Source organism: Ensifer sp. M14 (genome assembly GCF_003355565.1).
Classification (GTDB): domain Bacteria; phylum Pseudomonadota; class Alphaproteobacteria; order Rhizobiales; family Rhizobiaceae; genus Ensifer.
This window is the reverse complement of sequence record NZ_QJNR01000004.1, coordinates 630,100-642,666: the sequence shown is the minus strand read 5'-3', so window position 1 is coordinate 642,666 and position 12,567 is coordinate 630,100. Positions and strand designations below refer to the sequence as shown.

At 59.9% G+C, this 12,567-nt stretch carries 10 protein-coding genes; 3 read left to right on the top strand and 7 right to left on the bottom strand.

Annotation, left to right across the window (positions count from 1 at the left end):
• Positions 1 to 28: 28 nt before the first annotated feature.
• Positions 29 to 688, bottom strand: coding sequence for a YggS family pyridoxal phosphate-dependent enzyme (locus BLJAPNOD_RS03245; protein WP_115418883.1), 660 nt, complete (start codon positions 686 to 688; stop codon positions 29 to 31).
• A 225-nt stretch (positions 689 to 913) separates the two neighbouring features.
• Between BLJAPNOD_RS03245 and leuS the strand changes: the two genes are divergently transcribed.
• From leuS to holA, 3 genes are read left to right on the top strand one after another with little or no spacing between them, the layout of a single operon-like run.
• Positions 914 to 3,544 carry a leucine--tRNA ligase gene (leuS, locus tag BLJAPNOD_RS03240; protein ID WP_115418882.1) on the top strand — a complete coding sequence of 877 codons (2,631 nt, stop codon included), beginning with the start codon at positions 914 to 916 and terminating at the stop codon, positions 3,542 to 3,544.
• On the top strand, positions 3,531 to 4,055 hold the full coding sequence (gene lptE, locus BLJAPNOD_RS03235) for an LPS assembly lipoprotein LptE (protein ID WP_115418881.1): 525 nt from the start codon (positions 3,531 to 3,533) through the stop codon (positions 4,053 to 4,055). Before leuS ends, lptE begins: the two co-directional genes overlap by 14 nt.
• Before the next feature lie 12 nt (positions 4,056 to 4,067).
• A complete protein-coding gene (gene holA, locus BLJAPNOD_RS03230; RefSeq protein ID WP_115418880.1) occupies positions 4,068 to 5,102 on the top strand; it encodes a DNA polymerase III subunit delta in 1,035 nt (344 codons plus the stop codon).
• A gap of 64 nt (positions 5,103 to 5,166) precedes the next feature.
• Here holA and BLJAPNOD_RS03225 read toward each other — a convergent pair whose 3' ends face one another.
• The 6 genes from BLJAPNOD_RS03225 to rho all read right to left on the bottom strand — a co-directional run bounded on the left by BLJAPNOD_RS03225 (position 5,167) and on the right by rho (position 12,509).
• Positions 5,167 to 6,054, bottom strand: coding sequence for a ParB/RepB/Spo0J family partition protein (locus tag BLJAPNOD_RS03225; RefSeq protein WP_115418879.1), 888 nt, complete (start codon positions 6,052 to 6,054; stop codon positions 5,167 to 5,169).
• Positions 6,055 to 6,088: 34 nt separating this feature from the next.
• Complete coding sequence (locus tag BLJAPNOD_RS03220) at positions 6,089 to 6,883, bottom strand: ParA family protein (protein WP_077504751.1); 795 nt, start codon at positions 6,881 to 6,883, stop codon at positions 6,089 to 6,091.
• Positions 6,884 to 6,897: 14 nt separating this feature from the next.
• Positions 6,898 to 7,539: a 16S rRNA (guanine(527)-N(7))-methyltransferase RsmG gene (rsmG, locus tag BLJAPNOD_RS03215; RefSeq protein WP_115418878.1), complete on the bottom strand. Its 642-nt coding sequence runs from the start codon at positions 7,537 to 7,539 to the stop codon at positions 6,898 to 6,900.
• On the bottom strand, positions 7,536 to 9,419 hold the full coding sequence (mnmG, locus tag BLJAPNOD_RS03210; RefSeq protein ID WP_115418877.1) for a tRNA uridine-5-carboxymethylaminomethyl(34) synthesis enzyme MnmG: 1,884 nt from the start codon (positions 9,417 to 9,419) through the stop codon (positions 7,536 to 7,538). Before mnmG ends, rsmG begins: the two co-directional genes overlap by 4 nt.
• A gap of 95 nt (positions 9,420 to 9,514) precedes the next feature.
• Positions 9,515 to 10,840: a tRNA uridine-5-carboxymethylaminomethyl(34) synthesis GTPase MnmE gene (gene mnmE / locus BLJAPNOD_RS03205; protein ID WP_115418876.1), complete on the bottom strand. Its 1,326-nt coding sequence runs from the start codon at positions 10,838 to 10,840 to the stop codon at positions 9,515 to 9,517.
• A gap of 403 nt (positions 10,841 to 11,243) precedes the next feature.
• Complete coding sequence (gene rho, locus BLJAPNOD_RS03200) at positions 11,244 to 12,509, bottom strand: transcription termination factor Rho (RefSeq protein ID WP_115418875.1); 1,266 nt, start codon at positions 12,507 to 12,509, stop codon at positions 11,244 to 11,246.
• Positions 12,510 to 12,567 lie beyond the last annotated feature (58 nt).

Genomic DNA, 12,567 nt, shown 5'->3' with positions numbered 1-12,567 from the left:
ACGAAAGCGTAATGCGACGTTTTCGCCTTCAACGCGAACCGAAGATCGCCGAACCGACACGCACGCTGGTGGCGCCGAACTGCACTGCGGTTTCGAAATCCCCGGACATGCCCATCGACAGGCGGTCGAGCTTGCACTCATGGCCAAGCTTCGCCAGCAGCGCGAAATGCGGACCGGGATTCTCCTCGACCGGCGGGATGCACATCAGCCCCTCGATCGCCATATCGAGTTCCTCACGGCAGAAGGTCACGAAGGCGACGGTGTCCTTGGGTGCAATGCCGGCCTTCTGCGGTTCCAGACCAGTGTTGACCTGGACGTGGAGGCGAAGCGTCTTGCCCTGGCGCTTCATCTCCGCCGAAATCGCCCGCGCGATCTTTTCGCGATCGACGGTCTCGATGACGTCGAACAATGCAACGGCTTCAGCCGCCTTGTTCGACTGCAACGGCCCGATCAGATGCAGCGTCAGGTCCGGCGTTTCGCCCTTCAGCAACGGCCACTTGCCCTGGGCTTCCTGCACGCGGTTTTCGCCAAACACGCGCTGGCCGGCCGTAATCACCGGACGGATCGCGTCGGCGTCGAATGTCTTGGAGACGGCAACGAGGCTGACGGCATGATTCGGGCGCTTTGCCGCCTTCTCCGCCGCATGAATCCGGCTCACGACATCCTGCAACCGCTCTTGAATTTCCATGGACCCATTCTCCAACATGACGACCTCGCGGACGGTGACTTAGCGGATTAGGCAAACTTGCGCACCTTGCCAAGGCCATCACCGCTCAAGCCGACCCAAATCCGCCAAAGTGTCGCGCCAAACCCTTCGAAAACTTGACCACCAAGCGGTTTCATGATGAAGGTCACCCCAACTATCATGAGGGCGCTCCCGTGCCCCGCAGAACTTCCGGAACACCAAAAAGACATGTCTACCGAACGATATAATCCGCGTGATGCCGAGCCGCGTTGGCAGCAGGAATGGGAAAACGGCCAGGTCTTCCAGACCGAGAACGACGACCCGCGCGAAAAGTATTACGTGCTCGAGATGTTCCCTTATCCGTCCGGGCGCATCCACATGGGCCATGTGCGCAACTACACGATGGGCGACGTCGTTGCCCGCTACAAGCGTGCCCGCGGTTTCAACGTGCTTCACCCGATGGGCTGGGATGCCTTCGGCATGCCGGCGGAAAACGCCGCCATGGAGCGCGGCGTGCATCCGGCGACCTGGACCTATCAGAACATCGCCTCCATGAAGGCGCAGCTGAAGGTCATGGGCCTCTCGCTCGACTGGAACCGCGAATTCGCGACCTGCGACCCTGAATACTACCAGCGCCAGCAGCATCTGTTCATCGATTTCCTCGAGAAGGGCCTGGTCTACCGCAAGCAGTCCAAGGTCAACTGGGACCCGGTCGACAACACCGTGCTTGCCAACGAGCAGGTCATCGATGGCCGTGGCTGGCGCTCCGGCGCGCTCGTCGAACAGCGCGAGCTGACGCAGTGGTTCTTCCGCATCACCGACTTCAGCCAGGAGCTGCTGGACGCACTGGACACGCTGGACCAGTGGCCGGAGAAAGTGCGCCTGATGCAGAAGAACTGGATCGGCCGCTCCGAAGGCCTGTCCATTCGCTGGCAGATCGTCGAAGGCACCGCCGACGCCGATACGACCGAGCTGACCGTCTACACCACCCGTCCGGACACGCTGTTCGGTGCATCCTTCCTGGCGATCTCCGCCGATCATCCGCTGGCCAAGCAGGCAGCCGCCAAGGATCCGGCAATCGAGGCTTTCTGCGAGGAGTGCCGCCGGGCCGGCACCTCGCTGGCAGCACTCGAGACCGCTGAAAAGAAGGGCTTGGACACCGGTATCCGCGCCAAACATCCGCTCGATCAAAGCTGGGAACTGCCGGTTTACGTCGCCAATTTCGTGCTGATGGACTACGGCACGGGCGCCATCTTCGGCTGCCCGTCCGGCGACCAGCGCGACCTCGACTTCGCCCGCAAATATGACCTGCCGGTCGTTCCGGTGGTCATGCCCAAGGATGGCGATGCCGCAAGTTTTGCGATCGGCGACGAGGCCTATATCGGCGACGGCGTGATGATTAACTCGCGCTTCCTCGACGGCCTGTCGACGGAAGACGCGTTCGAAACCGTTGCTTCGAAGCTGGAGAAAGAACAGCTGGCCGGTTCGCCGTGCGCCGAACGCAAGGTCAATTTCCGCCTGCGCGACTGGGGTATTTCCCGTCAGCGCTATTGGGGCTGCCCGATCCCGGTCATCCATTGCGATGACTGTGGCGTCGTTCCCGTTCCCAAGGCCGACCTGCCGGTGGTCCTGCCGCCGGATGTCACCTTCGACAAGCCGGGCAACCCGCTTGATCGCCATCCGACCTGGCGGCACGTGGCCTGCCCGCATTGCGGCAAGGACGCACGCCGCGAGACCGACACGATGGATACGTTCGTCGATTCGTCCTGGTATTTCACGCGCTTCACCGCACCGTGGGAGGACAACCCGACCGATCCGAAGGCAGCCAATCACTGGCTGCCTGTCGATCAGTATATCGGCGGCATCGAGCACGCGATCCTGCATCTGCTCTATTCGCGCTTCTTTACCCGCGCGATGAAGGCAACCGGCCACGTGGCGCTGGACGAACCGTTCAAGGGCCTGTTCACGCAGGGCATGGTCGTGCACGAAACCTACAGCCGTGGCGAGGGCGCACAGCGCGAATGGATCACGCCGGCAGAAATCCGCATCGACGAAGTCGACGGACAGCGGCGCGCCGTTCTGCTCGAGACCGGCGAAGACATCATCATCGGCTCGATCGAGAAGATGTCGAAGTCGAAGAAGAACGTCGTCGACCCCGACGATATCATCGCCTCCTACGGGGCCGACACGGCACGCTTCTTCGTTCTGTCCGATTCGCCCCCCGACCGTGACGTCATCTGGTCCGAGGCCGGCGTCGAAGGCGCCCATCGCTTCGTTCAGCGCGTCTGGCGCCTGATCGGCGAAGCGGCAGAGACGCTTCGCACGGTCGAGGCCGCACCGGCACACGACGGCGCCGGCCTGGCGGTCTCGCAAGCGGCCCACAGGACGCTGCGCGCAGTCGAGGCCGACTACGACAAGCTGGCCTTCAACAAGGCCGTGGCGCGCATCTATGAGCTCGTCAATGTACTTGCAGCCCCGTTGACCCAGGTTGCCGCCGACAAGGCCGATGCGGCGCTGAGCGCGGCCGCCAAGGATGCAACGTCGATCCTGATCAGTCTGATCGCGCCGATGATGCCGCACCTGGCCGAGGAATGCTGGCAGGCGATCGGCGGCAAGGGCCTGATCGCTGAAAGCGGCTGGCCGAAGTTCGATGCCGCGCTCGTCGTCGAGAATGAAGTCACGCTTCCGGTTCAGGTCAACGGCAAGAAGCGCGCAGATTTGACAATCGCGCGCGATGCAGATCAGACTGCAATCGAAAATGCAGTTCTCGCTCTCGATGCCGTCAAAACCATACTCAACGGCAGCAGCCCCAAGAAAATCATCGTCGTGCCTCAGAGGATCGTCAATGTCGTTGTCTGATAGAGCTGGCTCCCGCATGCGGTCGATCCCGATGCTGGCTGGTGTTCTTATGTTGACCGCGCTCGCCGGCTGCCAGGTCAGGCCGCTTTATTCCGATGCAGTCGGCACACCCGCCGCGCTGGCGTCGATCGAAATCTCCGACGCCGAAGAGCGCGTCGAGCAGGCAGTGCGCAACGCCCTGATCTTCCTCGTCGCCGGCGGCCAGGGAGAACCGGTCAACCCGCAGTATCATCTGGCTCTGACGGTTACGAGCCGCACCATGGGCGTACTCTACGATCAGGCGCGGGATCGGGCAGGCGCTGGCCGTATCGTCGTCAAGGCCGACTACAATCTCTCCAAGATCGGAACCGGCGAGACCATCAAGTCGGGCAATCGCAGCGCTGTCGCGCTTGTCGACTTCCCGGTGCAGGAATTTGCCAAGGTCCGCGCCGTGCGCGACGGCGAAAACCGCGCTGCAAAGGAACTGGCAGAGCTGATCCGGGCTGACATCGCCGCGGCCCTCAGCCGCTAGGCCGGTGGCGGAATGAGCGAAGTCAAGTCGCACGAGTTCGACTCTTTCCTTCAGAAGTCAGCGGGCCTCTATCGCCTCTTTGTCCTATACGGGCCAGACCGCGGTCTGGTCTCGGAGCGGGCAGGGGCGATCGCGTCGCGCAGCGGCGTTCCGCTCGACGATCCTTTCTCCATCACCAAGCTCGATGCCGGGGATCTGCAGCAGAGCCCCGGCCGGCTTCTCGACGAGGTCAACTCGATCGGCCTTTTCGGCGGTGAAAAGCTTGTCTGGGTGCGCGGAGCCGCCAACGAGAAGGCGCTCGTCGATGCGTTGCAGATCCTGGCCGGCGAACCTCCCACAGGTAGCTACGTCCTCGTCGAAGCGGGTGATCTCAAGAAGGGATCGGCGCTGCGCAAGGTCGCCGAGACCTCCCGTTCCATCGCGACCATCGCCTGCTATAGCGACGATGCCCGCAGTCTGCAGGCCCTGATCGACAAGGAACTCGGCGAGGAAAAGCTCGGCATAACACCGGCTGCACGGGAAAGACTGATGGAGGCGCTGGGCGGGGATCGACTGGCTTCGCGCAACGAAGTCCGCAAGCTGGCGCTCTATTGCCGTGGCAAGGCGACTGTCGATGAATCCGATGTCACCGATATCGTCGGCGATGCCAGCGCTATTTCCGTTGATGATGCGGTCGATGCCGTGTTGAAAGGTGATCTTGACGGCCTTCTGCACGCAATGCAGAAGATCACCACGTCGAAAACACCAGCTTTCCTTGTTTTGCAAGGGTGCTTGCGGCAGTTTCAGCAGCTGGATCTGATGCGCGCCGAGATGGATTCATCTCGCCAGCAGGCGGGTCAGGTGATCGCCACCATGGGTCGCCACCTGCACTTTCGCCGCAAACCCATCATTGAGGCAGCGCTTCGGCATTGGTCTTCGCCGGCGATCCGCCGCGAGCTCACGCGGCTGCAGAATACGATCTTTCAGAGCCGCACCCGCCAGAGCCTCGAGGAGAGCATGGTGCTGCAGAACCTGATGGCGATTGCCATACAGTCGGCAAAACGCTGAGAGGCCGCAAACGCGGGCCTAACTCAACCTGGTTCAATGGTGGTGAAAGCCGAAGGCAAGCGCTCTACCGGCGCTCAAGCAGCCGGCAGATCTCTTCGAGCTGATCAAGCGTCTTGTAGGAAATCCTGAGGTGGCCGCCGGAAGCCTTGTGGCTGACGGTCACGTCCAGCCCCAGGCTATCGGACAATGTCCGCTCCAGCGCCAGCGTATCGGCGTCCTTCTCGTCCCGGCGCGCGGCCTTGGCGTAATTGGGGTCGTTCTGGGCGCGGATATCGTTCTGCGCCAACCGTTCGGCGTCGCGAACGGAAAGCCCCTTCGCAACGATGTTTCGGGCGAGCGTTGCCGGGTCCGATGTCGGGATCAATGCGCGCGCGTGGCCAGCCGACAGGCTTCCTTCGGACAGCATGTCCCGCACGGGCTCTGGCAGTTTGAGAAGCCGCAGGCTGTTGGCGACATGGCTGCGGCTCTTGCCGATGATCTCGCCGAGGTCGTTCTGCGTGTAGCCGTGCTCGGCGATCAGCTGCTCGTAACCGAGCGCTTCGTCGAGTGGGTTGAGGTCAGAGCGCTGCACGTTCTCGACGATGGCAATCTCGAGCGCCGTCCGGTCGTCGACATCGCGGATAATAACCGGAATTTCAGTAAAACCCGCCAACTGCGCTGCCCGCCACCGGCGTTCCCCGGCGATGATCTCGTAGCGGTCCGTGCCAATCGTCCGGGCAACGACAGGCTGAACGATGCCGTGCTGTCGAATTGAGCTGGCAAGGTCCTGCAACTCACCTTCGTCGAACTGCCGACGGGGGTTTCTCGGGTTTCGTGACACAAACTCGATCGGCACCCGCCGATCCGGATTGACCGGGGCAGCGGCGGCACCCGCCTGGATCGGTTGGTCCATCTCGCCAATCAATGCAGCCAGTCCGCGACCAAGCCTTCTCTTCGAGCTATCGTCGTTCATAGTATCACCCGATTTAATTCCGGTACCGAAACAATTAAGCAGCCTTACGCTGCCGCTCGCGCTGGATCACTTCTGATGCCAATTGAAGATAAGCTTGACTGCCCGCGCATTTCAGATCGTAAAGGATGGCCGGCTTACCATAGGACGGCGCCTCGGAGACACGAACATTCCGCGGAATGAGTGTGTGATAGACCTTGTCCCCAAGATGGGTGCGAACATCGCTCACCACCTGCTGCGCCAAATTGTTGCGGGAATCGAACATCGTCAGCACGATGCCCTGGATATCAAGGCTGGGATTGACGGTTCTGCGAACCTGATCGACCGTTTCCAGCAGCTGACTCAGGCCTTCCAGTGCGAAGAACTCACACTGCAGCGGTACCAGCACCGAATGTGCAGCCGCCATAGCGTTCATCGTCAAAAGATTGAAGGAAGGCGGGCAGTCGACGAGAACGTAGGAGTATTCCAACGCTTCGGGGCTTTCCAGCGCCTTCCGCAGCCGATAGGCGCGATCAACCTCTCGCGAGATTTCCATCTCCACGCCGAGAAGATCCATTGTCGAAGGCACGATGGCAAGGTTCGGGACAGCCGTCTGCTGGGCGATCTCACCGATCGAATGCGAGCCGATCATCAATTCGTAAGAGGAGAGGTGGCGATCACGGCGCTGAATGCCGAGACCCGTGCTCGCATTACCCTGCGGGTCCAGGTCGACAATCAGAACCTTCTCGCCAATGGCCGCCAGCGCGGTTGCCAGATTGATTGCGGTCGTCGTCTTGCCGACGCCACCCTTCTGGTTTGCTATCGTGATGATCCGGTTTTTTGTGCCAAACATGTTCCGCTCGCCAATCACTGAGTTCTTCGCGAAAGATTTGCGATCTCGAGCACAACAGAATCTGGCTCGACAATGCTTGGATGTTTTACCAGATCAAACTCATAGCGGCCAACGGCTTTGTCGATCTCGCGCTGGTAATCCCGCCCTTTATGGAAGTAGGCGACGGTTTTGCCGCCCTCGGCCATCATCCAGGGTGACGAATAGTCCAGCAACAGGCTGAGATCCGCTAGCGCACGCGCTGAAATCGCGTCGCATTTCGGTGCAACGGAGCTCGCGTCCTCGATTCGAATCGGATGAACGGAGCCGCGCGCACCCGTTTCCGTCAGCGCGACACGCAAGAATGCAGCTTTCTTGTTGTTGCTCTCGATCAAGTGTACCCAGCCATCGGAGAATTCCTGCAGGTAGATGGCGGTGATGATGCCTGGAAATCCACCACCGCTACCGAGGTCGACCCAGGTTTTCGGGCCCGGGGACAACTGCACCAGCTGAAGGCTATCGACGATGTGGCGGCGCCACAGATCCTCGAGGGTTGAGGGGGCAATCAGATTGATGGACTTCGCCCATTTCTGAAACAGCGCTGCAAAGTGCTCGAGCCGTTCATTCGTTTCACGTGAAACACGCAGTCCGTTCAAGCCAGCGAAAGGACTCGTTTTCATTGCGCACTTACCTTCTCGTCCCGTCCCGCGGAGCGGTTCATTCGTTTCAACCAAGCCAGGATCAGCGAGGCCGCGGCCGGGGTCATCCCGTCGACCTTGAGCGCTTGCGCCAGATTTCGCGGCGCCTGCAGCGTCAGCTTCTGCTTCAACTCATTCGATAGACCAGCGAGGGCTGTAAAGTCAAAATCGGCAGGAATGACCATCGTCTCCTCGCGACGGATCCCGGCAATGTCCGATGCCTGACGATCCATGTAGACGGCGTAGGCCGCATCGATTTCAAGTGGCTCTACCACCGCGCGCGGAATATGCCGCAACTCGGGCCACAGAGGCAGGAGCGCATCGATTGTCTGGTCAGGATAGGACAAGATCTCAAACGCGGTTCGCCGTTGGCCATCCTGGTTCAGCTTGAGGCCGTGGCGGTTTCCTTCGGCAGGCGTGATCGACAATTGCTTGAGCAACGTCTGTCCGCTGTCAAACTGCGCTTTCCATTCGCCAAAGCGTTCCCGTCGGTCTTCAGAGACACAACCGATCTCGATTGCCTTCGGCGTCAGCCGCATGTCGGCATTGTCGGCCCGTAGAGACAAGCGGTACTCGGCTCGCGACGTAAACATCCGATAGGGCTCGGTAATGCCGCGAGAGGTTAGGTCGTCAACCATCACACCGATATAGGAATCGGTACGGCTGAAAATGACCGCCTCGCGTCCCATCGCGGCTTTCGCCGCGTTCAGCCCAGCGACCAGACCTTGAGCGCCAGCCTCCTCATAACCGGTAGTGCCATTGATCTGCCCAGCGAGGAACAGACCCGGCATCTTGCGCACCGCCAGTGTCGCGTCCAACTCACGTGGATCGACATGATCATACTCGATCGCGTAGCCCGGTTGCAGGATCGACACATCCTCCAGACCCGGGATTGTTCGGATGAACGCGTCCTGCACATCCGCCGGCAAGGAGGTCGAAATGCCATTTGGGTAGACCGTGTCGTCATCCAAGCCTTCCGGCTCGAGGAAGATCTGATGGCCGTCCCGCTCGCCGAAGCGAACGATCTTGTCTTCGATCGAAGGGCAATAGCGCGGACCGACCCCCTCGATCTGCCCGGAATACATCGCCGACTTGCCGATGTTATCGGCGATAATCTTGTGTGTCGCGTCAGTCGTGCGCGTCACGCCACAATCGATCTGCCGGTTGGTGATCCGATCGGTCATGAACGAGAAGGGCACAGGATCCTCGTCGGGCCCCTGACGGCCGACGCGGTCCCAATCAATTGTCTTGCCATCCAAGCGTGCCGGGGTCCCGGTCTTCAGTCGCCCCAGGCGAAGACCGTAACGCGCCAGAGTGGCGGAAAGACCAAGGGATGGCTCTTCACCGACACGGCCAGCTGGTATCTTTTGATCGCCAATATGGATCAGCCCTTTCAGAAAGGTGCCTGTTGTCAGAACGACGCCAGTCGCCCCGAAGGCACGACCATCTTTCATGACGACCCCGGCGATCTTTCCGTTCCGCTCTATGAGATCGAAAGCATCACCTTCGATCACGCTGAGGTTTTCAGTGGCGGCAATCTCGCGCTGCATGGCTTCGCGATAGAGTTTGCGGTCAGCTTGGGTGCGTGGGCCACGAACAGCCGGTCCCTTGCGACGATTGAGCAGGCGGAACTGGATGCCCGCAGCATCGGCGATGCGTCCCATCAGACCGTCAAGGGCATCGATCTCGCGCACGAGATGCCCCTTGCCGAGCCCGCCGATCGCGGGGTTGCAGGACATTACGCCAATCGTTGACGCCTTATGTGTGATCAGAGCGGTGCGTGCCCCAAGACGCGCTGAAGCCGCTGCGGCTTCGCAGCCAGCGTGACCACCCCCAATGACGATGACGTCAAAATGGACCATTGTTTCTATCTCCGATCAAACGCGTTCCGGCTTCGAATCGTTTCACGTGAAACACATCTCATGACTCGCTAGCGTTGCATTGTTTTAGTCAAGCGTCATTTACCGATACAGAATTCGGAAAATATCACATCCAACAGGTTTTCAACATCCACCCGTCCGGTGATGCGGCCGATCGCATCACCAGCAACGCGAAGCAGCTCGGCTCGTATGTCCAGTCCGTGCTGGTTCAGTGTCAGGCTCTCCGAGAGCGCGATACTGGCCTGGCGCAGGGCATCCACATGCCTGCGCCGCGAGGGAATGGAAAGCGCCGTAACGCCAGATAAATCAGGGAGATAACTGGCGATGGCGCTCAAAAGCTGTTCCACGCCGGCGCCGGTTCTGGTCGAAATCGAAACATCGGCACCAACATCGCTATCGCTGCCTTCAAGGTCGGACTTGGTCGCAACCTTCAAGACCGGCACCTCGGTCAGGTCAAGCTCCTGCAGCGTATCGAAGCCCATCTTCGTTTCCGACAGAAGAAGAACCAGATCAGCGCGGGAAATCACGTCGCGCGCGCGGCGAATGCCCTCGCGCTCAACCGTCTCTTCAGTCTCGCGCAGGCCGGCCGTGTCGAACAACTTGACAGAGAATCCGGCTAAGGAAAGGTCGACGGAAAGTACGTCGCGCGTGGTGCCAGCAATTTCGGTGACGATGGCGATATCACGTTTTGCCAGCGCATTGAGCAAACTGGATTTGCCGGCATTGGGTTCGCCGGCAATGACGATCTTCAAGCCGTCGCGAATGATCTCTCCAATTGGAGCCTGCGCGATATGAGCGTCAATCTCATCGCGCAGCAGTTCCATGTCGCTCCAGATCCGCTCGCTGACCGAGCCTGGTACATCTTCCTCATCAGCGAAATCGAGCTCCGCTTCGATCATCGCCCGAGCATGGATCAGGCGCTTGGCCCAGCCATCATAGACCTTCGACTGGCCACCGGCGGAATGCTCCAATGCCAGACGACGCTGCATTTCGGTCTCGGCAACGATGAGATCCGACAGACCCTCGATTTCGACCAGATCCATCTTGCCGTTCTGAAAGGCGCGCCGTGAAAACTCTCCGGCCTCCGCATGGCGCAGACCGGCAAAACCAGACAACTCATGCAATAACATCTGAACGACGGCGCGGCTGCCATGCACCTGCAGCTCGGCGCAGTCTTCGCCGGTAAAGGAGGCAGGGCCGCTGAAATAGAGGACCAGACCGCTATCGATCGTCAAACCGTTGCGGGAACGAATCGGTTTCAATGATGCAACGCGCGGCTCCGGAACGGCACCGCACAGCGACCTGACGACTTCGATCGTCCTCGGTCCACTGATGCGGATGACCGCCACGCCTGCCGGCAACGCCCCGCTGGAAAGCGCATAAATCGTATCCACGGATGGCATTGTTTTCACCTGCGCCCAAAATGAGACTGATCGCTCTTGCGCACGCCAGGCCCTGGAATTGAGTTCAGGCGCGTTTTTCTGACCCCCTTTGTCGGTAGCGGGATGAGACGCGACAATCGGCGTTCCCGGCAAGCGCAGAGGTGTAGAGCGGTTGGGAGCTTATGCCGGATAGTCAGGGAAAGATCAAGCCTGAGGCTGCTCGGCGATTGTGTTTCACGTGAATCACCAAACACGACGAACGATGATCTCAGGGAGAGTTGCCCGAAATTCGTTGCGACGGCGAATCAAAAAACGTCTTAGAAAATTTCAACCGGGGAATCCGGCTAATGAAAAACGCATGAAAATGAAAAGACCGGGCAGTCAGCCTGCCCGGTCATTAATTTGGTGAGGTCGTCTGACCGTATCAGGTGTTCATCGAATCGAAGAAGTCGCCGTTGTTTTTGGTCTGCTTCAGCTTGTCGATGAGGAACTCGATAGCGTCGGTCGTTCCCATCGGCGCCAGAATCCGGCGAAGGACAAAGATCTTCTGCAGATCCTGGCGCGGAACCAGCAGATCTTCCTTACGCGTTCCGGACTTGAGAATGTCCATCGCCGGGAAGATGCGCTTGTCGGCGACCTTACGGTCGAGCACGATTTCCGAGTTGCCGGTACCCTTGAACTCTTCGAAGATGACTTCGTCCATGCGGCTGCCGGTGTCGATCAGCGCCGTGGCGATGATGGTGAGCGAACCACCTTCTTCGATGTTACGTGCCGCACCAAAGAAACGCTTCGGACGCTGCAGGGCGTTGGCATCGACACCACCGGTCAGAACCTTGCCCGATGACGGAACAACGGTGTTGTAGGCGCGGCCGAGGCGGGTGATACTGTCGAGCAGGATGACGACGTCACGACCATGTTCGACCAGGCGCTTCGCCTTCTCGATGACCATTTCGGCAACCTGAACGTGGCGCGTCGCCGGCTCGTCGAAGGTGGAGGAGACAACTTCGCCCTTAACCGAGCGCTGCATGTCGGTCACTTCTTCCGGACGCTCGTCGATCAAGAGGACGATCAGATAACATTCCGGATGGTTGGCGGTGATCGAGTGGGCAATGTTCTGCAGGAGAACCGTCTTACCGGTGCGCGGCGGAGCGACGATCAGACCGCGCTGGCCCTTGCCGAGCGGGGCGACCAGGTCGATCACCCGCGCAGACAGGTCTTTCGACGTCGGGATCTCGAGTTCCATCTTGAAACGCTCGTTCGGATAGAGCGGCGTCAGGTTGTCGAAGTGAACCTTGTGACGGATCTTTTCCGGATCGTCGAAATTGATGGTGTTGACCTTGAGCAGCGCGAAGTAGCGTTCGCCTTCCTTCGGTCCGCGGATCGGTCCTTCGACCGTGTCGCCGGTCTTCAGCGAAAAGCGGCGGATCTGCGAGGGCGAGATGTAGATATCATCAGGACCGGGCAGGTAGTTGGCATTGGCAGAGCGCAGAAAGCCGAAACCGTCCTGCAGAACCTCGACGACGCCTTCACCGATGATTTCGATATCCTGGGCCGCGAGCATCTTGAGGATGGCGAACATCAGCTCCTGCTTGCGCATGGTGCTGGCGTTTTCCACCTCGAGCTCTTCGGCAAATGCCAGAAGATCGGTCGGCGTCTTGTTCTTAAGTTCTTGTAGCTTCATTTCAGCCATGAAGGATCCATGTTTCGTACGGGAATGGGAAGACGGCGTGTTTTCTGAAGGGAGCTGC

Coding starts and splice junctions, on each gene's coding strand:
- BLJAPNOD_RS03245 (WP_115418883.1), bottom strand. CDS start 688: ATGGAAATTCAAGAGCGGTTGCAGGATGTCGTGAGCCGGATTCATGCG.
- leuS (WP_115418882.1), top strand. CDS start 914: ATGTCTACCGAACGATATAATCCGCGTGATGCCGAGCCGCGTTGGCAG.
- lptE (WP_115418881.1), top strand. CDS start 3,531: ATGTCGTTGTCTGATAGAGCTGGCTCCCGCATGCGGTCGATCCCGATG.
- holA (WP_115418880.1), top strand. CDS start 4,068: ATGAGCGAAGTCAAGTCGCACGAGTTCGACTCTTTCCTTCAGAAGTCA.
- BLJAPNOD_RS03225 (WP_115418879.1), bottom strand. CDS start 6,054: ATGAACGACGATAGCTCGAAGAGAAGGCTTGGTCGCGGACTGGCTGCA.
- BLJAPNOD_RS03220 (WP_077504751.1), bottom strand. CDS start 6,883: ATGTTTGGCACAAAAAACCGGATCATCACGATAGCAAACCAGAAGGGT.
- rsmG (WP_115418878.1), bottom strand. CDS start 7,539: ATGAAAACGAGTCCTTTCGCTGGCTTGAACGGACTGCGTGTTTCACGT.
- mnmG (WP_115418877.1), bottom strand. CDS start 9,419: ATGGTCCATTTTGACGTCATCGTCATTGGGGGTGGTCACGCTGGCTGC.
- mnmE (WP_115418876.1), bottom strand. CDS start 10,840: ATGCCATCCGTGGATACGATTTATGCGCTTTCCAGCGGGGCGTTGCCG.
- rho (WP_115418875.1), bottom strand. CDS start 12,509: ATGGCTGAAATGAAGCTACAAGAACTTAAGAACAAGACGCCGACCGAT.